Genomic DNA, 23,383 nt, shown 5'->3' with positions numbered 1-23,383 from the left:
ACGATTTTATATTTGTCAAAAACTTATTCAAAATGAAAAATATTAAGCTGACTCTATTCTTAGCTTCTTTAACTATTGGTCAATTATTTTCGCAAAACAAAGATGACATGTCTCAATTCAAACACTTCAATACTATGGAAATTTTAAAAACTCAAAGCCACATTTCAAATTTAGAAATAGCGATTAATCATACTGCGCCAAATGTAATTTCTAATGATTATCCAATTCTTTTTCTTCATGGTTCATCATTTCCAACGGCACTTTCATTTGATTTTAAAATGAATGATGTTTCATGGATGAGCCACTTATCTTCTAATGGTTACGATGTTTACGGATTGGACTTTCTTGGTTATGGAAATTCTGACCGCTACCCTGAAATGGAAAATAACGCTAAAAAGGCTAAAGTTGCAGGTAGAGCCGCAGACGTTTGTCTGGATGTAGAAATAGCAGTCGAAATGATTCTAAAAAAAACAGGTAAGAATAAAATCTACTTAATTGGACATTCCTGGGGAGGAACAGTAGCTGCATTGTTTGCTGCAAAATTTCCTGATAAAGTAGAAAAATTGGTGCTCTTTGCCACAATAACAAGCAGAAATGGAAATTCTTCAATTGAAAATATTGAAGGTTCTTATGAGGAAATGACTCCGGAAGAAAGAATTAATGCAATGAAAAATTTGACTCCAAATGGTAACAACTGCCAGTTAGCACCTGAAATTTTTGAAAACTGGGGAACTATATGGGCAAAAACGGATCCGTTGCTAACAAAATTCAAAAACAAAAGTATTCGCTTTCCTTCCGGGCCTTCACAAGATGTTGAAGATTTAGTACACAACAAACCTTATTTTAATCCTAAAGACATTAAATCAAAAACATTAATTATAAGAGGAGAATGGGATCAATATCCAAATAATTCTGATGCCGAAAATTTGTTTACAGCTTTGGAAAATGCGCCTTCAAAAAAATATGTTGTTATTGAAAAAGGCACTCATGTTCTGCATTTAGAAAAATCCAGAAATGATTTATACTATGAAACTCTTTCTTTTTTAAGACAGGGAGTTAACTATCAAGAAATCAATAATCGTAGTATTGCAGTAATTTTTGAGGTAATTCCCAATGCATCTCATAAACTCGAATACTTGGATATAGCACTAAAGTTAAAACCTGAATTGGAAAAAATTAATGGTTTTATCTCAATTGAAAGATTTCAAAGTATTTACAATCCCGAAAAAATATTGTCTTTATCGTTCTGGAAAAATGAACAAGCAATTCAAGAATGGAGAAATCTTGAAATTCACAGAAAAGCACAATCAAAAGGCAGAGGATTTATTTTTAAAGACTATCACCTACGAATTGCAAATGTAATTCGAGATTACGGAATGTTCAATAGATCTGAAGCTCCAAATGATAGTAAAAAAATTAATAATTAGATTGTTTCTACACCTAAAAGGCACCAATTGAAGACAATTGGCGCCTTTTTTTCATATATCTCAATTAATAAATGAGTTTGATTATTTTTATGTATTGTTTAAAAAAAAAATCATAATTCAAATACAAAAAAGTATTTACAAGGAAGAATTAGATAAATTTTAAATTAGCGTTCGACAACTCAACAGTATTCGAATACTAAAATAAAAAGGTATAAAGTTTACATTCCTTTAAAGTGTTTTCATGTTTTTTTAAATGGTAAATAATGCAGTCTAATCTAGAAAATGGTTTAACATTTACTAGATTTTTTTGCTCTGAGTAATATCTAAAGACATTTTAAATTATTTGATTTTAGTATCTTTGAAAAATGGAAAAAACACAGTCTATTGAAGATTTTTATAAAACAAAATTTAATTGGATACCAGAAAATATAAGAAAAGAAATTGGTCATTTTAATATTTTCAGGCTGGATGACTTTGCAGGAAAACATGCCCGTCCAATGCCATATGGCCGAAAAGATTATTACAATATCAGCCTCATAATCGGTCCTTGTAATGTCTATTATGGAGACAAAGTTGTAGAAATCAAAAAAAAGGCACTTCTCTTTGCTAATCCGCACATTCCATACAATTGGCTGCCTGTTAATGGAAAACCATCTGGATTTCTATGTGTTTTTACTGTCTCATTTTTTCATCAGTATGGCAAGCTTCAAGAATATGAAGTATTTATGCCTGATGTGGTGCCTGTTTTTGAACTCTCTGATGAACAGGAACAAATTTACAGGAACATTTTCCTTAAAATGACCGAAGAAATTGGTTCAACATATATTCATAAGTATGATGCCCTTAGAAATTATATTTTTGAAATAGTTCATCATGCTACTAAAAATCAGACGGTAACTGCTGCGGCACGAGAAGACGCTAATGCAGCCAAACGTATTTCGGTGCGTTTTTTAGAACTGCTGGAAAGACAATTTCCGATTGAAGATGCCAGACAGCGTTTAATACTCCGATCACCTTCTGATTTTGCGGAAAAACTTTCAGTTCACGTCAATCATCTCAACAAAGCTATTAAGGAAATCACTCAGAAAACAACTTCTGAAATCATAATTGAACGCATACTGCAGGAAGCAAAAATTCTTTTGAAGCAGACCAATTGGAACGTTTCTGAAATTGCTTATGCACTTGGATTTGCAGAAGTAACTAATTTTAATAACTTCTTTAAAAAACACATTAATCTTAGTCCTGTAAAATTTAGAAATATTTGAATTTAGTAAGTTATGGATTGTATTTAATTATTTAAACCGCATGCTCAATCCTAATTTTGTACTCATAATAAAAACAAATTAAAATTATGAATACAAATAAAGTATGGCTGGTTACAGGCGCATCAAAAGGACTTGGACTTTCACTTGTAAAAAAATTACTTCACAAAGGTTACCGAGTGGCCGCAACATCCAGAAACATCACGTCTTTGCAATTACAGATTGGTGAAGCATCTGATACTTTTCTACCACTGGCAGTAGATTTGATCAGTGACAATAGTGTGAAAAATGCCATTGAAAAAAGTATAGCACATTTTGGACAAATCGATGTAGTGGTAAACAATGCTGGCTTTGGACAGATTGGAACATTAGAAGAACTTACCGATGAGGAAGCAAGATACAGTTTTGACGTAAATGTTTTTGGTTTATTAAATGTCGTTAGAAACGTAACACCTTATTTACGTAAACAGCAATCAGGACATATCTTCAATATTGCTTCAATCGTGGGCTTTTATGGAAGTTATCCTGGATGGGGAATTTACAGTGCAACTAAATTTGCTGTGGCAGGTCTAACTGAAGGCCTTGCTGAAGAAGTAAAAGAATTTGGAATTAAAGCTACAGTGGTATATCCCGGATACTTTAGAACTGAATTCTTTTCAAAAGATTCTCTAGCACTTGCAAAAAATCCTATTCACGAATACAAAGCCGCCCGACAGTCTGAGCAATATCATGTTAACCACATTGAAGGCACACAGCCGAATGATCCTGAAAAAGCAGCTGATGTTCTTATAAATGCTAGTCAAGAAATAACTGCACCTCTTCATCTATTTTTAGGATTGGATGCGCATGCGGTCGCAGTAGACAAAGTTAAAATCATTTCAAACGAACTAGAAAATTGGAAAGAGTACAGCACCGCCACTTCTTTCTAAATTATAAACGAAATAATACTAAAAAAAATGGAGAACAAACCGACAGTAGAAGAAATAGTTGAAATTAATCAGCTTTTAGCGTTGTGGGGACATATTCTGGACAGCCATAACCAAGAACGCTATGCCGAAGTTTTAATGGATGACTGTTTTTATGACTGCAGTATTTTTGGATTTGAAACTGCAACGGGAATTGAAGCAATTCAGCATATTTTTAAACAAGAAGGACATGCTAAGGCACATCACACACATTTATATTTCTAAAAATTCAGAATCCGATTTTAAAGTAATCTCTAAAGGCCTTGGGCTTTTAGCAGATGGAAGCGTCGCCAGCTTGACTTTTCTTGATATTGTTAAAGCTTCCTCAAACGGAATGCGTTTGGCAAGCAGAATTTTAAAATTCTTCTAACTTGTTTTTTGCATAATTTGCAGATAAGGCCATAATCTCACAGCTGTAATACTAAGTAACAATAAAATTATTTGAAAAATCTTTTTGTATTTTTATAGAATGCAGGAAATATGCGGGTTTCAAGCTTAAGGTTCAAATCCTGCTCTCCCCACAAAAGGGTAAAAGAAGCAGGGCCGGCATGAAAGCAGCCGCTTTTACAAACGGAAATATATCTACAGACCTGAGTATTGCAAACTATGTCATTAATAAATTTAAAGATATTGATCAGTGGCCTGCATGCGTCATAAATTGAACTAAATAGATATGGACCTTCCAGCATTTTCATCACAAAAAATTTAGTGTGCTTTGTTTACAAAATTTAGACAATTTAACTCATTACAAATTCCCATTATTTGTATGCTGTGATTTCTAATTTTATAATTTGAAGTCAGTTCAAAAATGGAAAAGCTCTAATCATAATATATTCAAATAATACTGTACCCAATGAAAATAATAAAGGCACCTGCTGCGCAGGTGCCTTTAAATTAACTGTGATAGTATGTTATGCTATAACTACGTTTACTGCGTTTGGACCTTTACGGCCTTCTTCTACGTCATATCTTACTTCATCATTTTGACGAATGTTTTCTGATAAACCTGAAGCATGAACAAAAACTTCGGCTCCTCCATTATTAGGAGTTATGAATCCGAAACCTTTTTCTTCATTGAAAAATTTTACTGTACCTTCTTGCATTTTAATATATTTAATTGCCCAAAGATAGCTTTATTTAATTAGAACTTATTGAAATTGAGATTTTTATTTTCTAAATCATTTAATCTATGATAGCATCTCCTTTGGAATTTTCCATTGAATAGTAAGTTTTTAAATAATTAAAAATCAAACTGCTGATTGGCTAATCTGATCTAAATTATTTATGTACTGCCAACAAAGGTGCTTTTTGTATTTCCAATGAAAGGTCCACACTTAATTGTTTTACAAAAACCAGCATATTAAATGAATTGAATTGACAAACGATCTGCTATTTCCCAATCAATGCAATACTGATTTTAGCATATTGATTAACTGCAATTTTCACCTCTTCAAAATCAGGCGCTGAGAGTTTTGGTTTATAATTTTTGGAAAATCCAAATCCTTCTCTCGGATATCCAATCATATTACGGTCACATTTTACGTTATCATTTTCGTCTTGATACACAGCAACAGCCGCCGTATATGATCTCTACACGAGATCGAAAGGGAGCCAGTTTTTTGACCGTTTTTTGGGTTTTTATATCAAAAACCGTTATTTCATAATCCTTATGCTCAACCAGATGCTGCAAGGTTTCTAAACCAACAGTTCCAGATGCCCCAGTGAGCAGTATTCTTTTTCGTAAAGTCTTATTTTCCTTTTTTTTTAATTTAACATTTGTTCTTTACAGTAACTTCAATTTTGAAGAAAAAGCTGCAGAAGGAAATGGGACTGGGTCTAAAAGAAATCAATATTCTGAAAAAAATATACTAAACAGTATTTTCAAGTTGTTAGTGTTTTAAAAAGCGATTGATTTGTTCAATCGCTTTTTTTACATCAACAGTATTTAAAACAATATCGAAAAGCCTTTAGAGTATTTTAGAAATAAATCGATTGCTAACAGAATAATAATCATGAATATAAGAACCATTAAATACGTAATTAACTGTGCCTTTTTATTGAATTCAAAAGTGTCGGGATTTATAAAATAATCAGCATAAACTGATTGAGAAATTCTTAAATTCGGGCAAAATAAAGTAACGCCCTGCAGAAAATGTCCAATTAGATGATATTTGTTTTTCGGGATATACGTCATTCCATTCTCTGGTTTAGAAAAATGAATGGGAATCTGCAAACCATACCTAAAGCCAAAAATATACCCTGAAGAATATTTTGTTCCGATTTTTCTATCTATATCACTTATATAAGCTTCTGTACTTCGTTCAAGCTCTTTGTATAAAATACTTTGAACTGTACCATCAAATTGATGGTGATGCAGACCGTACCTATCTACTGAAATTAAAATGATTTTTTTAATCTTCTGCCACTGGTAATTTTTGAAAATTCTCCAAATAATCCAAAGCAGTAAAGGGAAATATAGGAGATTAAAGATTATCTCACCGGTAGATAATCGACTGTTATGCTCCAACTGAATACTTAACGGAAGCGCAATAAATAATGCTAGTATTGCAATGAACAAAAGCCCAAACAGCATATACACTATTACAGTAACTGTTAGATTGCGTTCGGAGGATATTTTTGGAAAATTTTCTTTGTTATAAATCATCAACTACTTAATTGCTAAAAAACATCATTAAAATATGACTCAGGCGTAATCGGTAAGATATTTTTTTTTAAAACTTAAAAAGATTTTCTCGCCTGCGTCAAATTAAAAAAGAATAAATTAAAATATAAAATTATAATGCAAATTTTCTGCCTTTATCAAGGTGGAAGGAATACCTTTTTTGCCACAAAAAGTTAAGGGTGTTTATTCTATGTTTTGATTAAAAAGAATTGCTTAAATTTGACTTCAAAATATTTAAGGCAATTAAAACAAAAAAGATGAGCTAATGCTCATCTTTTTTGTTTAATATTCATATTTATTCTATTTGAATACATTAGAAATCTAATATCCCTAACTTTGAAACACTGCCAAAACAAATTGCTTTTTAAAGCAAAAATCCCCAATATTGAAAATAAATACCTATGAGGAGTAAAGAGAATAAAATTGCGGCAATAACGCTTTTATTGGAAATAGACTTAATTCTTAGAGCAAAATAAACTATTGAAATTATAGTAAATACTATAAAAGCCCATTGAATTACAAACAAATAATCAAATTGATTTGGAATCCCAAAAGCAAGTATATAAAAGTTGTCTTGAGCAGTACTGTTAATAGCCAAAACAAACCCAATAATTGCAATAAAGCCTAATATAGAAGTTAATATAATTAAATACTTCATGATTTTATTTTGAGCTGCATCTTTCCTATTTCTAATTAGTACATAGCAAAAATTGAAAATTGAAATTAACAGGATAATAATGGCGATTAAGAATGGTGCAAAAAATAATAGGTTGAATTCATTTAGGCTATTGGCAAAATTCGAAACTCCTCCATTAACCTTTACATCAGTAACAAAATGAACTTTATTATTGGTTTGAAATCCTTTCACATCAGGATCCTGATCTGGATTACTTATAAATTGATTTAAAATTTCAGATCCAATTTTCGAAAAACTAGGTGCATGACCAGAGATTGGAGCATTTACCAAAAAACCATTTTTGAATTTCCCAACAGTAGTTTTCCCGTTTGAAGCCGGAGTGATAGGATCAAAAACTCCTGAAAATACTAATACTGGAACTCCCAATGTTGACAGGTTAGATAAATCATTTAAAACCTTAGACGACTTATCAACTCCTGAATTCCATTTATCACACACTAAAAAGTCTGATTTATAAAAAGATAATCCTCCTTTTAATTTTTTATAATTAAGTGCCTCCTTATTAAATTCTGAAATCGAATTATATGGAATTGCCTCATTACAGCTCACACAATAATACGCTCCATAATCTAATCTTAGAGCCCCTGAAAAAGCAGCTACAAGTGAACTCAAAGTACTTTTGTTTCCTTTATTAAATTCGGTGATTAATAAAGGTAATACTTCGATTAATTTTCTTTGATATAGGGATTGTTGAATAGCAATTTTAAAATCTTCCGTATTATAAGTAAACTCACCGCTAGGAATGATTCTCTTATCAACTTTAATTGTAATAGGCTTCTTATCTAATTTTTCTATGGTTTCATAATAGGCATTCTCTAAATTTGGGTATTGTTTATTACAATTAGGATCATTTTCACAGGCGCTAAAAACTTTTTCAAGGCTATTCATATAATTTTCAGTATTATGATTATAATACATCGAAATATCTGAAATCGAAGAATCTAAAATTAATGACTTAATATCTTGAGGAAAATCATTTGCATAAACCTGAGCTGTGTAAGTCCCATAAGAAACACCATAAACATTCCATTTATCATATTTTAAAGCTCTTTTTAAAGCATTTAAATCTTTAGCAATTGATTTACTATTATAAGAGTTTATATCGATCTCTCTGTTTAACAAATCTTGTTTACAGGCTAATGCAGCAATAGCTTTTTGCTGTTCATCTTGCGTGCTGTTCTGATTTTTTGATAGTATTTCCAAGAATTGCTTTCCTAAGTCAGGACAAAATTTAGGTAAAGAATTGCCAGTTCCTCTAACATCAACTAAAACTATATCACTATTTATTCTTAATGGATGTTTTAGCCAATTCCATATTCCTTCAATACCTCCAGCTCCAGGTCCTCCTTCTATATATACAACAGGATTTGAATCTATATTTTTTGAGGTGCATTTCAAAATTGCGACTGCAATTTTAATTGTTTTACCCGTTGGCTTATCCCAGTTTTCAGGAACATTTAAGTACCTCCATTCTATATTCTCTTGATTAATAATTTCTTCTTGAGGAAAGAAAGTGGTTGTTTTTTCTAATTTAAAAGTATTTATTTGAGAAAACAAACAAGTGGGCAACAGACATAGCAGCAAAAATAGTCTCCTTAGGTTTTTCATTTTGTTTTAATTAAATTATTGGATTTATATTATATTTTTTTATTGATATTTCAGTAACATCCGTTTTTAGTGAGATGTAACATTTATATTTTTTATCTATTTTTATTTCCTTCAAATAGTATTTTTCTTCATCGATTTTGGTCGTATTATCTAAAATTTCAAATGATTTTAGGGGAATTGACAATCCGTGGCCATGCGCCTTTATCACGGCTTCTTTTTGTGTCCAATAATCAAAAAAAGAATCTTTTATATTATTCGACAAAACAATTCTATTCCATTCATTTTTAATCATTTGCTCTTCAAATTCATTTATTTCAATATCCGTTACAATTTCAACATCGATTCCTATTTCATGTTTATCACTTAATGCACAGACAACAATGTCTCCTGAATGTGAGATATTAAAGCGGATTAAATCATTATCAAAATAAGGCTTACTATATTTTGTGTGTTTTATCACTTTATCGTAAGGATTATGTTTGTAAATTTCTTCAATCCCCTTAAACAATATGATTCGTCCTAAAAGTGACAATTGTGCATCTTGCCATCTTCGGTATCGCTTAATTTTCTCTTGATAATCGACTGGAAATTTTGGCAAATCATTTTTCAACAAACTTTCGTGATTTTCTTTAGACAGATAAGAATAATAGATGTAAATCAAAACTATAGATGTTTTTAGAAATTAAAATCAAAATCAAATGCTGTATTTTTCTCAAATTCTAATTTGGCATCAATTAAATCCACTTTCATTAATGGATTTTTTATTATTTCATTTAAAATTTTACTGTATTTCAGGGCAGCAATTTGTATAGTATCTTCCTCAAATAAATCACAGTTATAGTCTATAATACCTTTCAGCTTATTATCACTTTCAAACAAATTAAATACAATAGGTATCCTGCTGTATTTGTTATCAATAGGATAAGACGTTAATTTTAAGTCATTTAATTCATTAATATTTTCAAAGGAAAATTCTGGATTCTGATATACCAGCATAACGTCAAAAACAGATTGAGAAAGCTTCTCAAAAGGGACAGCTTCATTATCATTTATTTCCAATAGATTATTTTGAGTATTTCTCAATATACCAGCAAAAGTTTGCTCTGACTCAATTTGTGTTCTTAAAACAAGTGTCTTAACAAACATCCCAATTTGATTGTTTAACTCTGGGATATTTCTTCCTGAGTTTACGGTTCCTACACAAATGTCATTATGATTAGAGAATTTATAAATCAAAACATTTAAAGCCGCTGTTAAAATGGTATAAAAAGTGACTTGCTCACAAAGTGCTAATTCCTTTAAATCTGAAGTAACATCTGTCGTTAGTTCAAACAAATACTTACTTCCTCTTTGCTGATTGTTTTCTATGCTGAAATCCCTATCAAAAGAATCTTTAGGCAGATAATTTTTAAGATATTTTTCCCAAAACAACTTGTTTTTAAAGGCACTATCCTCCAATGTTTTATTAAACCATTCCGAATAATCTTTAAATTGAAATTTTAAAGTATTTGCTTTGGATGCATCTGGAGAAGTACTTTCATTATAATTTTCAATAAATTCTTTGATAAAAATTTCTAAAGACATTCCATCCATTATAATGTGTTGCGTAGAAAAGAGCATTATAAATTGATTTGTCTCTAATTGAAGAAGTTGGACTCTTATTAATAAATCTGTTTCTAAATCAAATGGTGTATTAACCAATTGGCTTATAATTTCTCCTGCTTTTTCATTTTTAATTTTATGTACAGTAACTTCAAACCTTGCGTTTTCGGCGTCGTTAATTTTTTGATACGGAATTCCATCTCTTTCAATAAAATTGGTCCTTAAAATTTCATGTTTATTAATTATTGCATTTATTGCATTTGTAATACTATCCAAATTAACAATCCCCTCAACACTATAGCCGGCTGACATATTATAAGCAATTGAACCATTTGTTTGTTGAGATGCTAACCAAATATTGTATTGGGAAGGAGTTACATCGTAAAAATTTTTAGATTCAGACAATGATATGGCAATCGATTGACTCGGTTTAAGTTCTTGTAAATAACCAGCTAATAATTCAATTGTTGGATAGTCAAAAATCGTTTTTAAAGTAATAGTAAACGAAAGCTGTTTGGCAATTAATCCAATCAATTTAACGGCGTTTAATGAATGTCCTCCAAGAGCAAAAAAATTATCATTTACGCTAATAGGTTCTTTGCTATTTAAAACTTCTTTCCAATATTCAGAAAGTTTTTTTTCTAAATAGGAAACAGGAGCTTTAAAATCATCATAATTTGTATTTTGCTGAATGTCTTTTTGCGATAAAGATTTCCTATCTACTTTCTGGTTTGGAGTAAGCGGAAATGTTTCTAAAGGAATGATTGCATTCGGAATCATATAGTAAGGAAGATTCATTTTCAACGTTATAAAGATTTTTTCCGTATCAATTTCTTCTTCGCTTTTTAAAATATAAGCCACTAAAAAAGCATCTTGTTGATTCCCTTTCTTAGCAATTACTACAGAATCATTAATTCCTTCTATTTGATTTAATTGTGACTCTATATCTCCGAGCTCAATTCTATAACCTCTAATCTTAACCTGATTGTCATTTCTTCCTAAAAACTCAATTTCCCCATCATCATTCCACTTTCCTACATCGCCGGTTTCGTATAGTAAACTTGCAGCATCAAATGGGTTTTCAATGAATTTTTCTTTGGTTAGTTTCTCATTTTTAAAATACCCTTTTGCTAATCCATCGCCTGCAATATAAATGGCGCCGGGTACTCCTATCGGCATGGGATTTAGAAATGAATCTAATATATAAAATTGCGTATTGTTTATTGGTTTCCCTATGTTGGACTCCTCTTTTGGATGTTCTATTTTTTTTATGCTGGACCAAATGGTAGTTTCTGTAGGTCCATACATATTCCAAACTTCCAAACTAGTGTTAATGAGCTTTTCGGCTAATGCTTCGCTTAATAAATCACCTCCACACAGTACTTTTAATGCTTTGTCTCCATGCCAGCCGGCATTAAACAACATTTGATAAAAACTTGGAGTAGCTTGAATTAATGTAGGTTGTATCTCCTCTATTTTTCGAATAACAGAATTAGGGTCTGCTAAAATTTCCTGACTTGCAATATATAACGCAGCTCCTGACAGTAATGGCACAAAAAACTCTAAAATTGAAATATCAAAAGAGTAAGTCGTTACCGAAAATAATACATCATTTGAACTAACTCCCGGTTTTTGCTGGATACTGATCAAAAAATTAAGCAAGGATTGATGGCCTATTTCAACGCCTTTCGGGTTTCCGGTTGAACCAGATGTATATATGATATAGGCTGTATCTTTAGGAGAAATGACCGTGGTTCTCTTACCTTCGAATATATCAATTTCTGCTAAAATATTTTCTAACGCCACAATCGTGACATCTTCAACGCCTTCTAATTCATATTTCTTTTCGCTGATAAGTATTTTACTTTGGCTATTATCAACAATATAACCTAATCGCTCTTTTGGGAAAGCAGGATCCAATGGAATATAGGATCTGCCTGATTTTAAAATACCTAATAAAACAGCAGCCATATTGGCAGATCTTCCTAATAAAACTGCAATTGGTGATTTATCCTTTTCTCCAAAAGCAGCAATAAGGTATTCTGCTATTTGGTTTGATAACTTGTTAAGTTCAGAGTAAGAATAGGATTTATGACCATCTTTCAGGGCCTCTTTTGCCGGGGTTTTCTCTACTTGTGCTTCAAATAAATCTACTATCGTCTTGTCTTTCGGGTAATCAGCTTTTGTATTATTAAATTCAACTGTTACCTTATGCTCTTCTTCTTGTGATAAATAGGTTAACTCTCTTAGTTTTTTATCAGGAGAAACTAAAATGGCGTTTATTAAATTTTCAAAATGCCGGGTAACTTCTGTTATTCTTGAATCATCAAAATAATTCAGGTTATAATCAAAGTCTATTTTCACATCTTCCTGTTCATCAAACTCTCTAATGTAAATAGCCAAAGCCACACGCTCTGATTGATGGGTTAATGGAATGACGCGGGTTTGTGTGTTGTGAAAATCATTAGAATAATTTTGTTTTTCATAAGAAAGTGTAATATTAAATAACCTTTCTTTCTCATTAAAAATTCGAAGCTCTTGAATTAGTTTGCCCAGAGGAAATCTTTGATGGCGATAATCATGTCTTAATTGATTTTTTATATCAATGATTAAATTTTCAAAAGAAGCATCAAAGTCCAGAGGAATTCTTAAAGGTGAAATCCCCATAAAGAGACCAACCGTTTTCTTGTACTTGGATTTACTTCTATTCAAAACGGGTAAACCTATTGCAAAATCATTATTCTGGTGTTTTCTTCCAAAATAAATATATAAAACGGCTAGAATTAAATTAAATGTCGAGCATTTATTGATCTCGGCTAACTGATTTAATTGATTATAAACTTCTCTTTTTACAATCAGTTCTTTACGATTACTTTTATTAATTTCAAGGGTATCGTCTAGTTTTTCAAACAAATTCTCAGGTAAAGATTCAAACTTTTTAACCCAGTTCACTGCATCTTGGTTATACGATTCAGAATTTTGATATGCGGTATCATCTTCCATAAAATCCTTGTAACTAAAAGGATATATTGTTTTAATTTCGCCAGATTCAAAAATCTCGTTGTAATTTTGAACCAATCTTTGAAACATTAAAGAAGTGCCCCAGCCATCAGTTATAATATGATGATATACGGAAAATAAATAATGAAAATCTTCCTGAACTTTTACCAAAGTAAAAATATGCAAAAGAGTTCCCTGCAATAAATCAAAAGGTTTCATGAATTCCTTTTGCATATAGAGATTGGCATCTTCAATTGCATTTTCATGTTTTGAAAAATCTATAAAACCCAATTCAGATTGGTGTTCTTCGACTATTTTGATTCTTATATCCTCTTCATTCTTTATAATAATACTTCTATAAGCATCATGCTGATTGATTAATTCAACATACGCTTTTTTGAATATTTCAATGTTTATTATTCCTTTAATTTCAATTTTAGCTCCAATATTGTATATCGGTTCATTAGGAAACAACAATTGATCAAAATAAACATCTTGTTGGGGTAAGGTAAGTTTCATTTGCAAATAAATGGTTTTTCGTTTAATGACTATCAGCTATTGCACGCAAAGAATAAGACTACAACTTATAATGTGTTCTTTCACGCAGATTGAGCTCCAAGCAGATTTTTTAAAATAAAAATCACAAAAAAGAATTTTCGAAAATCTGCGTTTTCATAATCTGCATGAAACTTTTTATTGAGAATTTGTAAACCTAATTTTATCTCTGTTTACTTCACCTCATTATACCATAAACTTTCTGTTGACAAAACATTGCTCTCCACCTTAAAATCTTTCACAATTTGACCATAATCAAATTTTATAATTCTATCAGCATGTTTAAAATAAGCATCATCATGTGTTACCGCAATAATTGTTTTGCCCTCTTCTTTGAGTTTAGGCAATAAGTTTTCATAAAAATATTTGCGGAAATGCGGGTCCTGATCTGCTGCCCATTCATCCAAAACCAAAATAGGTTTGTTCTCCAAAAGCGCAAATATCATAGACATTCTTTTGCTTTGTCCTTTAGAAAAGGAACGTCTTGCTGATTCTTCTTTGTCATCCAGCACGACTTTATCGAGTTCCATTATTTTTAATAATTCCTGATATTCTTCATTTTTTTCTAAAGAATAATTATCGTAATTATGAGAAAAAATATGATTTTCTGTGAATACTGCGGCTATCAAATTTTGTGTGGCTGTACTTAGATTTGTATTTACCTCATTTAAAATTATTTCACCTTCTGACGGTTGATATAAACCTGTCAGTATATTTATAAATGTACTTTTGCCGCTGCCGTTTCCGCCAATAATAAATATCGTTTCGCCTTTTTTTATCGATGTATTTATTGGTCCCAAAGCAAAAGACTTATCCATAGCATCATTGTCATAAGCAAAAGAGAGATTGTTGAATTTTAGGGAACTAAAATCTTCAATAGGTACGTTTTGGATTTCTAAAGTTACCGGGGCAGTATCAAAATCGCTCATGAATTTTTTAATTCTTCCGTTAGCAACTGTCAAACGCGTATAAACGTTCTGCATATTAATCAGGTTGTTTATCGGTCCTGCAATAAACAAGAGAATAACAACATACGAAATAACATCTTCTCTTTTAAGAATACCCAATTCCGGCAATAAAAAAAGAATAACTCCTATCACTAAATACAAACCGTATTGACTTATCAAATTGATGGATAGAAAGACATAATTAATTTTAAAATCCAAGTCTTTAGCGCTTTCTCTGTTAGGAGACAGGTGTGAACCCATTAGTTTTTCTCTTCTTTGCCCGCTTAGTTTAAAACCTTTAAAACCTTTAATGACATCATCTACATATTTGTAATAATGTTCATTGAACTTTCTAAGATTGCCTACTTTTTGAGACATGGTATTGATTACAACAAGATAAAAAACGGCAATTAAAATTATTAAAACAATAACGACCAAAGCTGCTGCTATCGATAACGTAAATAAGTATATCATACAAAGTACCACCATCAATAAAGAATTGATAGAATGAGTGACCACTTCAGGAAAAGACGAAAATATTCTTAAATCTTCTATGGCGGTATAAAAGCGTTGTGAACCCATTTTTTCGAGGGTAATCAAAGGTGCTTTTAATATTTTGTCAAATATCTTTTTTTCATTTTCATACAATATCTCAAAAGAATATTTATTGATTTTTTTTTGGAATATGATATTCAGCAGATAGGTATAAATTACGACTGATACAAATACGATTCCCATATAATCTGTCAAAAAACCTTCTTTGCCCGAAATTACATTGTTCATGATGTATATGATTCCGAAACTTAGAATGGTGTTAGGGATGGCATAGAGCAGGAGATAAATGACCTGTGAAAATTTTAGCTTAAGCATAGTTTTTTTAGTGTATTAGTTGTTTTTTTAATTCTTTATTAAAATATTTACCAATTCAGCATTTAAGACACTCTTTTTTCAGCATCTCTCCTAAGTGCATATATTGGGATGTTTAATTTTATGCCTTCCTCAATAAAAAGCATTCAAATAATTATTATTTAATTCTACTTCTTTCACTATCTATACTGCTGTTTTCACGCTCTTGTTTAGAAATTTTATCTCCAAAATTATAAGTAAAAGACAATCTAATCTGTCTTGTATTACTCAAAGTCTTGTAATCAGCTGCTGTATTGATAAGATTATTAATGATACCTTTATTGATATTTGTTCTAAAAACATCTGTAAAAACCAATTTCAATGAACTTCTGGTCGATAGTTTTTTACTCAGCGCTACATCAGCATACCCGTATGGACTTGTTACAAATTGAGCTACATACGATTTTCCTACATACTTACCCAATAATTCAATATTCCAATCTCTCTTCAATTTAAATTGAAGTATGGGATCAATGCTAAAACTATAACCATTGGTTTTTAATTCACCACCAAAAAATTCACTTCTGCTATCTCTATAAGACAATTGAGCGTTTCCACTGAAAACCAGCCAGCTAAAAATATTAAAAGAAGAACTAATCGAAATGTTTGAAACCTGAGTTTTTCCTATATTTCCAGGTTTACTATAATATATGCCATCTACAATTTTTATAGTTTCTTGAATCTCATCCTTAATTTCACTAAATCCAACATTAACATTTAAAAGACTTTTATACGCATAGAAAACCTCAATACTGTTGGCAAATGATGGTTTTAAGTATGGATTTCCTTCATAAAACGTTACCTTATCTACCTGAAGAACAACCGGATTCAAATCTTGATAAAATGGTCTGTCAACTCGTTTTCCGTAATTAATTCCTATACTATTGTTGGCTAAAGAATCTAATTTATAAGATAGATACAGGGTAGGAAATAAATTATCATAATTCGTTGTATTCTTAGCACTGGGCTTTATTTCATTTCCTAATTGTTCCCCAGTAAGTTTAACATTTTCATACCTAAGTCCTAACTGCATCGACAACCTTCCAAAATTTCCATTCGAGTTGGCATATAAAGCGGTGATGTTCTCATGGTATAAAAACTTATTATTCTGATTTAGGTTCGGGGTCGAAACATTGTCCACAATATCCACATAATTACTCTCATTAGATGTTTTGGTATAACTGTGTTTAAATCCTGATTCAAAGGTTATTTTTTCACTCAGTTGATTGGAATAATCTAATTTTCCTGAGTAAACATTTACACTAGAAGACGATCCTCCAACCAACATATCTGAATATTCCTGATTTGTATTTGGTAAAACTATCGTATTTGTAAATTTTTGAAAAGGATCTGTATTGTATACTAAGTAATCTAAGTTCGCACGGATATCACTCTTCTCATTAAACTTATGATCGAGGTTTAGGTTTATTCCGCTATTTCTGAATTTATTATCAGAATCTCCTTTTGTTTTTATAATTGAATCAAGGGAGCGTGATGAATTATATAAAAAATTGCGGCTATTATCAATATCATTGCCACTCCAAATTAAACCATCAGTAACTATTCCTATAACCGTCTTTTTTGAAAGATTATAGTCTGCACCAAATTTTAAACTGATTAGTATACCATCTCCAACATTATTGGTTTCCTGTCTGCTGTAACTGCCTGTATCTGTATAATCTCTATTGATATAAAGATCCTGAAAACGTTTTTTATAACCAATATTTCCACTCAGGAAAACATTATAATTCTCTTTTTTCTTATTCAGATTAAAGGTGGTGTTATACTCTGTATATTTATGCTGCCTGACTCCCAGTACTATACTCCCGTTTTCTCCTTCTTTTTTACTCTTTTTTAATTTGATGTTGATCACTCCCCCATTTCCTGCCGCTTCATATTTAGCAGGAGGGTTTGTCATCATTTCAATTTTGTCGATATTATCTGAAGACAAGCCGCTCAAATAACTTTCTAGTTGGGCTCCTGACAAATAAGTTGGGCGGTCATCAATAAAAATGGTAACATTTGATTTCCCGTTCAGGCTTACAACTCCCTGATCGTTTATACTGGTTCCGGGCGCTTTCTTTAATAATTCAAAAGCCGTGATTCCACTATTTGATTCTAAAGCATCAACATTTAAAATAGTACGATCGATTTTAGTCTCAACAAAATTTTTTTTCTTTTGAAATACTAAAACCTCATTCAAGTTTTCCTTTTGTATTGCTTTGAGCATCTCAATAGGCTGCAATTGTTTTTGATCATCCTCTTTTATAGTAATGATTGCTGTTTTGAATGTATTGTAATCATCATGAATAATCTTAATGATGTAGTTACCACTTTTTAAGTTTTTAAAATTAAAATCTCCTTTATTTTGAGATAATTCACTCTTTATTAAGGTTTCCTTCTCATCATTCAACAAAAGAATTGTCGCAAAAATAATTGGCTCTTTATTTTCAGCATCAATAACGCTTCCCGAAATTGATGCATTTGAGTTTTGTCCATATGTTCGATTAGATAGAAAAATAATCAGACATAGCAGAGCAATATAATTTATACGCATATAATAGTATTTCATTTTCTTTTTTTAATATCTCGCGTTACGCAAAAAAGTTTTTAAATATCTAGCTTTAACATTTACATTGTTAACAACTTATACCGCTCTTCTAGGTTTTGATACTACTGCTGATTCTGCCTGAGCAGTTTTTTAAGCACCTAAATAGATTTGAGCCTTCATTGCGAAATGATTTTTATGTGTTCTTTCTTTTTGAGCTATTCCTGCTTTAACAGGCGGCAATGGACCCAAAATAATGGTTACGTTAGTTAATATATTAAACAAGACCACCACTGAGAAATACCATGCGGTAGACTCAAGCTTTTTAGGTTGATAAAATTTAAGGAATGGAAAATTAGTATTAGACTATCGAAAATATTGAATTGATACTAATTCTAAAAGTAAGAGCATTAATAAAGAATCTATTAAAAAACAAACTTTAGTGAATATGTAAAAAATTCGATTATTTTATCTTATAGTTTTTGCAAATGTTCCATTTAGTATTTTTCTTGATGTATTTATTCATATATCTCAGGTGTATTTCAGGTTTTTGCACGACTCCGTTTATTATAAACTCTTTGTTATTAAGCATATAAGATAAACTTCCAGCATCCGCTGCTACCAATTTTTCTTTATATATTTCATTACTTATTTCTTCAATTAGTTTTTCAACATTATTTACCTCCGAAGACTCTTTTATAGCTTGTCCTGTAATACCAGTAAAAGTTCGTTGATTAACCTTGGATTCTTTTTGATTGTTTTGCGCCAGGCTGGCACCCGAAATGAAGATCATTAGTAAAAGTGCAATAAAAGTTTTGGTTGTTTTCATAATTTATTTAGTTTTTTTTAGCTAGGATTATTTGATTTTTTAGCACGAGCCTAAAAGAAATCAGAACGTTTTACTTTTTTATTTTATAATTATAGCATATACGCCAATCGCTCTTCTTTATATATTTGCTTTGGTATCTATTAAAAATCTCATTTGATTGCAGTTCCCCATTAATAATGAGTTGATTATTATCTAATAGAAATGATAATTTTTGAGCATCATTACTTATAAGTTTTTCATGACTCATTTGGCTTATCATTTTGTTTAAGACAGATACTATCTTCTCGCCTTCTTTTTCAGATAACGTATCAGAGGTGATCCCGGTTAAAATAATATAATCATTATCTACCGGAGTTTTGGCAATTTCATTTATCGAAGTATCTGGCAGTATATTGAATACATTGTGAAGTTTTAATTGATAAATATAACCTATCAACAAAGCGAAAAGGAATATTGCGAAGCTATGAAATGTGGGTGTCTTAATTTTATTAACAGAGTTCTGACCATTTAGTATGATTCTTTCCACTCTGTCCAGCAAAATCTCATTATTATTAGCAAAACCTAATGCCAGTTCCTGCTTTCCTACAGTCATTTCGGCACAAAAGTACAAGGCACTGATGTAATCTTTTTTGTTATCAGTGATTTTTAAAACAGCATCATCACAACACTTTTCTCTTTCGATCCTGATGAGATTAGACAACCATAGCAAAGGCAAGTTAAAAAAGAAGATTACTTCTAATAGATTTTGCACTAAGTTTATAATTGAGTCATACCGTTTTATATGAACGAGTTCATGGTAGATAACCGCTTCAAGTTGATCCGAAGATAAACCCGTTGTGAGTTGAATTGGTATTAATACAATTGGTTTAAAAAATCCAAAAACAGCTGGCGAACTAATTGCAGACGAAAGATATACTTTGACATTTGTTTTGATCCCAATCTTGTTGCAATATTGTAGAATTTTATTATTCCAGTCGTCATTCAGCTCTATTTTGTTTTTGAAAATTAAACTTTTTATTTTGTGAATTCCCAAAAACAATTTAATCATTTTGTAACAAAATATCAAACCCCATACTAAAGTTATCTCTAATGCAAAATCATAAATTTTAAGATATAGTGTTTTAAAAAACAGGAAAGATTCTGATACTTGTATCGCTTTAGGATTATAATTTCCTTCATTGTGAGACAAAATGGGCAAAATAACCTGATGATGAATGGTTTGATAAGGATTACTTATATGATTCATTCCAAAAAACAAAACAGCTACAACAAATACAAATAAGAATAATACCAACACATTGTAACGCAGCCGGGCTTTGCAATGTGAAGAGAAAGACATAAAAACATAGGTTACAACTGCCAGTATAATCCCAAAGACAAAAGAATTAATAAATACATACAATAGTGTTTTATACATAACTTCCATTCGCTTCTAGTTTAGTTCATTTTATCTATTATATTCTTAATCTTTAACAACTCTTCTTTTGAGGTTTTTTTATTTCCAACCAGCTGCATCACCAAATTTTCTATAGAACCATCAAATATTTTGCTTAAAAAATTTTCTAATAAAAAAGTTTTGGTTTTTTCCTGATCTTCAACCACATGATACAGATGTTTAATATTACTTTCATCTCTATACAAAATGCCTTTTTCTTTCATAATCTGCATTAGCTTTAACGTGGTTGTATATTTAACTACACGTTCCTCTTCTTCGTTTAATTTATCATTTACGAAACGAACAGTTGAAGCACCATGCTTCCAAAGTATAGTTAAAATTTCGATTTCTGATTTTGTTGGCTCAACTTTCCTGCTTTCCATAAGTCTCTTTAATTTTGATTTTTTAAAGGTACGAATATTTTCGTACTAAAGAATATTTTTACAAAAAAAATCAACTTATAAGAATATTGACCTACATTAAAACTTTATATTCCCGATAACTAGCTTCAAAAATTTCAATTAATTTATCAGCATTATTATATATAAAAAAATGATTTCCTTTTAATACATAGGAATTAAATTCAGAAAGTGTATGTGCTTTCCAATTGTCAATGCTGCCCACATATTTCTCCAAATCCCCCATTACAGCGATAATTGGAGCTTTTACAATCGTATTTTCAACAAAAGTATCTCCCTCAACAATTTTAAAATCGGCTCTAAGTATTGGCAGCACAAAATCTAACAACTCCTCGCTTTGCAATAATTCTTCTGTTAATCCACCTAATTCTTTAAGCATACTGATAAAGTCGGCTCTGTCTAAATCAGATCTTTCTCTTTCTGTTACAACACCAGGACCAGGGTTTCCGCTTACTATTAAGCATTGCGGGGGCGTATTATTTTTTTCTAATAAATCAGTAACTCCCAATGCCAAAGTAGCGCCCAAACTGTGCCCGTATATCATAAAAGGTGCACCATTGAGCATAGTATTGATTTGCGAATAAATATCATTAACTGCCTCTTTATAGGAGGTCAATAATTTTTCTTTCATTCTTTTTCCTCTGCCGGGAAGCTCTAGTGAAATCATTTCAAAATCTGTATAAATAGATTTTAAAAATTCGAATGAGTATATATTTCCTCCTGCAAAATGTAATAAAAACAGTTGCTTTTTTTTCATACAATTTTAAATTGATTAATAAAACCTTGTCTTGACACATCAAAACAAGGCTTTATATAAGTTAATTCATTATGGATTATCCGTAAAATTAATTAAGCATTAACTCATTTTTCATTTCATAATCATATAGCAATTCTTTTTCTCCAAATAATCTTTCGGCAATAATTCCTTTGTCTTTGCAGGTATTTATTAAATTATTGGATTCAATAATAGCAAGAGATTCCTCAGTATATTTTATGCTGCTTATAAATTCCAGCCAAGGTTCCATCCCCATGGCATACACATAAGCTTCTTTTGGATTAAATATATCTACTAAAGAAAGTCCTCTTTGACTATCACAACCTGCTAGTCTTCTGGATTGATCATCTTCTCTATTTATGTCCTGGGTCATAAGACAGCCATAAAGCCAGCTTAAAGGAGCTCCTGCACATTCCATTCCTAAAAATAAAACATCTACATCTCCTTTAATTCTATGGATATGTTCGTAAAGTCTTGGCTCCATTACCCTAGAATCGGCTACAAACAAGAAGCTTAGTTCATTTATTGCAATATGGAAACACGATTTAGCTCTAATGTTAAGATCACTATGTTCACCAGTAAATGGTAAACCGGTAATAGTACAATTTTCGAATTTAATTTCCTGCATCTCATCTATTTCAATTACATTTTTAAACCCGATGCTTTCAAACGCTAATTTGATACTTGGATCCTGAAGTGCACCACTTGTTGTTATAGGTACTATGATATTTTTGATTTTATGTCTAAGCGGCAATAGTGTTTCCAATACAATATGATCCTGATGATTGTGTGTTATTAATACATAATCAATAACATCCGGTAGGTCAATATCTGAGAAATGTTCTACTGTAGATTCATATCCATAATAACTGATTAAAGGATCTACAAGAATACTGACATCTTTGGTTTCAATTAAAATACAAGCATGTCCCAGATAACGCATTCTGGCTTTGTCTCCTGTATATTTTTTATAGGTTGGATGCTCTTTCTTGGTAAAAAAAGTTTTGAATAACTCCATTTGACCTTCTGTAACGCCTAATTCTTCAGCAACGTCTTCAATCGATCCCGGATTTCTTTTCATTCTGCTTAAAGTATCAATTCCTTTATGATCAAACGGAATATCCAACTGCAATACCTTAGGATCTTCTAGTTGTGGTGTGCTTAAACAAAACGGACGTTCGTCATTCAATGTTTCCCATAAGGAAATAGACTGCGATTGTTTGGAATAAAAAGGGCTGTTGTACAATAACGATTCAAAAAAACGAAACGAAACGTTGTTATTTAAATCATAAACCAGTTCTACATATCCTTTTAAAATCTCTGGAACTTCTTTGTACAATGGTTCCAAAGAAGCTCCTTTAGCTTTGGTTTTTAGCATTTTATCCAATTCTTTTATTGCATCGGATAATGCTATGGCGTTGGCCTGTTTATCAAGAATATCGGCTTTTAGTTCTTTTACTTCGTCTACTCTTCTTGTTTCATAGTCCATAAATGGACCTCCCAGCATTTTAGGATTTTTAACCGCTGCTTCATGAATCATAGGTGCCTGAATGTATGAATTCATTATTTTTAAATGTCGTTCAACAATATTCATTGCAGCAGTTGCAGGCGAGATTAAGTGTGTCCAGGCATACCATTTATCTACTAATGGCCCAATAATAACATTCGGTTTGAAATAATACTCTTCTTTAATTTCCATGATCTTAGTAATTTAATATTTTAAGT

The 23,383-nt window shown here is 31.1% G+C and carries 17 protein-coding genes; 4 read left to right on the top strand and 13 right to left on the bottom strand.

Features of this window, described 5'->3' with window-relative positions:
• The first annotated feature begins 32 nt into the window (after positions 1-32).
• From L1276_RS18045 to L1276_RS18030, 4 genes are all read left to right on the top strand, one after another.
• Positions 33-1,427: an alpha/beta fold hydrolase gene (locus tag L1276_RS18045; protein ID WP_253790289.1), complete on the top strand. Its 1,395-nt coding sequence runs from the start codon at positions 33-35 to the stop codon at positions 1,425-1,427.
• Between the two features lie 365 nt (positions 1,428-1,792).
• Positions 1,793-2,692 (top strand): AraC family transcriptional regulator, encoded by a 900-nt coding sequence (locus L1276_RS18040; RefSeq protein WP_253790287.1) that lies wholly within the window; start codon positions 1,793-1,795, stop codon positions 2,690-2,692.
• A gap of 86 nt (positions 2,693-2,778) precedes the next feature.
• On the top strand, positions 2,779-3,618 hold the full coding sequence (locus tag L1276_RS18035) for an SDR family oxidoreductase (protein ID WP_253790285.1): 840 nt from the start codon (positions 2,779-2,781) through the stop codon (positions 3,616-3,618).
• Between the two features lie 27 nt (positions 3,619-3,645).
• Entirely contained in the window at positions 3,646-3,879 is a 234-nt protein-coding gene (locus L1276_RS18030; RefSeq protein WP_253790282.1) for a nuclear transport factor 2 family protein, read from the top strand.
• 686 nt (positions 3,880-4,565) lie between these two features.
• Here L1276_RS18030 and L1276_RS18025 read toward each other — a convergent pair.
• From L1276_RS18025 to L1276_RS17965, 13 genes are all read right to left on the bottom strand, one after another.
• Positions 4,566-4,757: a cold-shock protein gene (locus L1276_RS18025; RefSeq protein WP_253790280.1), complete on the bottom strand. Its 192-nt coding sequence runs from the start codon at positions 4,755-4,757 to the stop codon at positions 4,566-4,568.
• A 286-nt stretch (positions 4,758-5,043) separates the two neighbouring features.
• Entirely contained in the window at positions 5,044-5,220 is a 177-nt protein-coding gene (locus L1276_RS18020; RefSeq protein ID WP_253790278.1) for a DUF2141 domain-containing protein, read from the bottom strand.
• Between the two features lie 379 nt (positions 5,221-5,599).
• A complete protein-coding gene (locus tag L1276_RS18015; protein WP_253790275.1) occupies positions 5,600-6,319 on the bottom strand; it encodes a hypothetical protein in 720 nt (239 codons plus the stop codon).
• 382 nt (positions 6,320-6,701) lie between these two features.
• Entirely contained in the window at positions 6,702-8,642 is a 1,941-nt protein-coding gene (locus tag L1276_RS18010) for an alpha/beta fold hydrolase (RefSeq protein ID WP_253790273.1), read from the bottom strand.
• 10 nt (positions 8,643-8,652) lie between these two features.
• Positions 8,653-9,303: a 4'-phosphopantetheinyl transferase superfamily protein gene (locus L1276_RS18005; protein ID WP_253790270.1), complete on the bottom strand. Its 651-nt coding sequence runs from the start codon at positions 9,301-9,303 to the stop codon at positions 8,653-8,655.
• 14 nt (positions 9,304-9,317) lie between these two features.
• Positions 9,318-13,763 (bottom strand): amino acid adenylation domain-containing protein, encoded by a 4,446-nt coding sequence (locus tag L1276_RS18000; protein WP_253790268.1) that lies wholly within the window; start codon positions 13,761-13,763, stop codon positions 9,318-9,320.
• 209 nt (positions 13,764-13,972) lie between these two features.
• Positions 13,973-15,616, bottom strand: a complete 1,644-nt coding sequence (locus tag L1276_RS17995; protein WP_253790266.1) for a cyclic peptide export ABC transporter — start codon at positions 15,614-15,616, stop codon at positions 13,973-13,975.
• A 154-nt stretch (positions 15,617-15,770) separates the two neighbouring features.
• Positions 15,771-18,224 carry an outer membrane beta-barrel family protein gene (locus L1276_RS17990; protein ID WP_253790264.1) on the bottom strand — a complete coding sequence of 818 codons (2,454 nt, stop codon included), beginning with the start codon at positions 18,222-18,224 and terminating at the stop codon, positions 15,771-15,773.
• 439 nt (positions 18,225-18,663) lie between these two features.
• Positions 18,664-19,029 (bottom strand): hypothetical protein, encoded by a 366-nt coding sequence (locus L1276_RS17985; RefSeq protein ID WP_253790262.1) that lies wholly within the window; start codon positions 19,027-19,029, stop codon positions 18,664-18,666.
• Between the two features lie 70 nt (positions 19,030-19,099).
• A complete protein-coding gene (locus L1276_RS17980; RefSeq protein ID WP_253790260.1) occupies positions 19,100-20,455 on the bottom strand; it encodes a M56 family metallopeptidase in 1,356 nt (451 codons plus the stop codon).
• 11 nt (positions 20,456-20,466) lie between these two features.
• Positions 20,467-20,847, bottom strand: coding sequence for a BlaI/MecI/CopY family transcriptional regulator (locus L1276_RS17975; RefSeq protein WP_253790258.1), 381 nt, complete (start codon positions 20,845-20,847; stop codon positions 20,467-20,469).
• Between the two features lie 91 nt (positions 20,848-20,938).
• On the bottom strand, positions 20,939-21,640 hold the full coding sequence (locus L1276_RS17970; protein ID WP_253790256.1) for a thioesterase II family protein: 702 nt from the start codon (positions 21,638-21,640) through the stop codon (positions 20,939-20,941).
• A gap of 88 nt (positions 21,641-21,728) precedes the next feature.
• Positions 21,729-23,357 (bottom strand): MBL fold metallo-hydrolase, encoded by a 1,629-nt coding sequence (locus L1276_RS17965; protein ID WP_253790254.1) that lies wholly within the window; start codon positions 23,355-23,357, stop codon positions 21,729-21,731.
• Positions 23,358-23,383: the final 26 nt, after the last annotated feature.

Origin of the sequence: Flavobacterium sp. HSC-32F16 (genome assembly GCF_024171645.1) — a bacterium.
In the GTDB taxonomy this organism is placed as follows: domain Bacteria; phylum Bacteroidota; class Bacteroidia; order Flavobacteriales; family Flavobacteriaceae; genus Flavobacterium.
Note: the sequence above shows the minus strand (reverse complement) of the source record. Positions and strands in the feature narration are given on the sequence as shown.